General features: G+C 44.1%; 2 protein-coding genes and 1 pseudogene. 2 read left to right on the top strand and 1 reads right to left on the bottom strand.

Annotation, left to right across the window (positions count from 1 at the left end; translation table 11 throughout):
* Both R8269_RS23780 and R8269_RS23775 read left to right on the top strand, forming a co-directional pair.
* A pseudogene (locus R8269_RS23780) lies at window positions 1-122 on the top strand (ArgP/LysG family DNA-binding transcriptional regulator); the annotation flags it as partial.
* A gap of 223 nt (window positions 123-345) precedes the next feature.
* Complete coding sequence (locus tag R8269_RS23775; protein ID WP_005482489.1) at window positions 346-1038, top strand: oxidative stress defense protein; 693 nt, start codon at window positions 346-348, stop codon at window positions 1036-1038.
* Between the two features lie 64 nt (window positions 1039-1102).
* Here R8269_RS23775 and R8269_RS23770 read toward each other — a convergent pair.
* A partial coding sequence (locus tag R8269_RS23770) for an NAD(P)-dependent oxidoreductase (RefSeq protein WP_318222722.1) occupies window positions 1103-1734 on the bottom strand: 632 nt, incomplete at its 5' end.

Below are 1734 nucleotides of genomic sequence, written 5' to 3'. Positions count from 1 at the left end.
TTACGCCTGGCTTCCTGATGTCTTATCGTATTTATTGGCACCATTGGCAGTTGGAAACTGGCGTATTGCAGGAGATTTCACAAGCGATTGTCAATTATGCACAGCGTCATTTACCACAGTAGTGATTGAATAGACGACCATTTCTGACGAATACTAAATGACGAATGGTTGAAATTACACCAAAGTTACACAGTCAAAGTTGTGTTAGAAGTGAAGTTAGGAGCTTGGATAATCACCGGAAGTTTCTATTATGAAACCACTTACTCCTACAGCTCGGCGACTTAACAAAGTCGGTGATGCTGATTTGTGGAGACACTTCACTATTGATATGGATGGATTTGTCGAATGAAACTGTATTCGTGTTTGCTGGCTTCAGCTCTTAGTCTTAGCAGTGTTTCAGTCTTGGCTGATGTGCCTGAATTTGCTCACGTAACAACAACGGGTTACGGTGAGGTGGTCGCAACACCAGACATGGCGACCTTTTCTGTAAAAGTGGTGGATACCACCATGACAGCGGAACAAGCAAAACAATCCGTCGATAAAACAGTCGAAGATTTTCTCCAATATCTGTCTGATGCTGGTTTATCAAAGGACAATATCACCAGCTCAAACCTGTATCTTGCGCCTCAGTATCACTACCCTAAATCGGGCAAAGCGGAGTTGGTTGGATACAGAGCATCACGCAGCATCAATGTAACAGTGACAGATTTAGCCGATCTTAACCAGTATTTGGATATGGCGTTGAAAGCTGGCATTAATCAGGTCGACAACATCCAATTGAAAGTGAGCAATCAAGCGGAATATCAACAAAAAGCGCGCATGGCTGCGATCAAAGATGCGAGAGAAAAAGCGGCATCGCTTGCATCAGGCTTTGATAAAAAACTCGGCGGCATCTGGCAAATTAACTATAACCAAATGCATGTACAGCCTGTGTTGATGCGCTCAATGGCGATGGACAGCAAGCAAGGTTCGAACAGTTACCAAGACTCGACTCTTGTAATTCGTGACCAAGTGGATGTGGTTTACAAATTAAAATAATTTGTTTTGGTAACACAAAAAGAAAAGGCAGGGATAATCCCTGCCTTTGTTGTATGGATTCTTCTTAATGAAGAATACGAGCACGAATCGTGCCTTCAATGCTTTTCAGCTTAGTTAGTGCTTCTTCTGAACGCTCAGTTTCCACATCAATAACTACGTAGCCGATCTCAGCTTCAGTTTGTAGGTACTGCGCTGCGATGTTGATGCCTTCTTCTGCGAAGATTGTGTTAATTTGAGTCAGAATACCTGGGCGGTTTTTGTGAATGTGCAGTAAGCGAGAGCACTCACGACCGTGTTCAGGCAGAGATACTTCAGGGAAGTTAACGCTTGATAGTGTTGAACCATTATCTGAATATTTCGCCAGTTTACCCGCTACTTCCACGCCGATGTTTTCTTGTGCTTCTTGAGTAGAGCCGCCCACGTGTGGCGTTAGAATGACGTTATCGAATTTCTGTAGTGGAGATTCAAACGGGTCAGCGTTTGTTTTTGGTTCAACTGGGAATACGTCGATTGCTGCGCCAGCTAAGTGACCTGCTTCTAGGCTGTGGCAAAGCGCAGGAATATCAACAACGGTACCGCGAGCGGCGTTGATGAAGATTGCGCCAGGCTTCATGCGAGCAAATTCTTCTTCGCCCATCATATTCTTCGTTTCAGGTGTTTCTGGTACGTGCAGCGAAATAACATCACATTTGTTTA

The sequence above is a fragment of the Vibrio sp. Vb0667 genome (assembly GCF_033391095.1).
Note: the sequence above shows the minus strand (reverse complement) of the source record. Positions and strands in the feature narration are given on the sequence as shown.

Bases quoted from the DNA above. Each gene is read 5' to 3' on its own strand.
- R8269_RS23775 (WP_005482489.1), top strand. From the start codon at position 346: ATGAAACTGTATTCGTGTTTGCTGGCTTCAGCTCTTAGTCTTAGCAGT.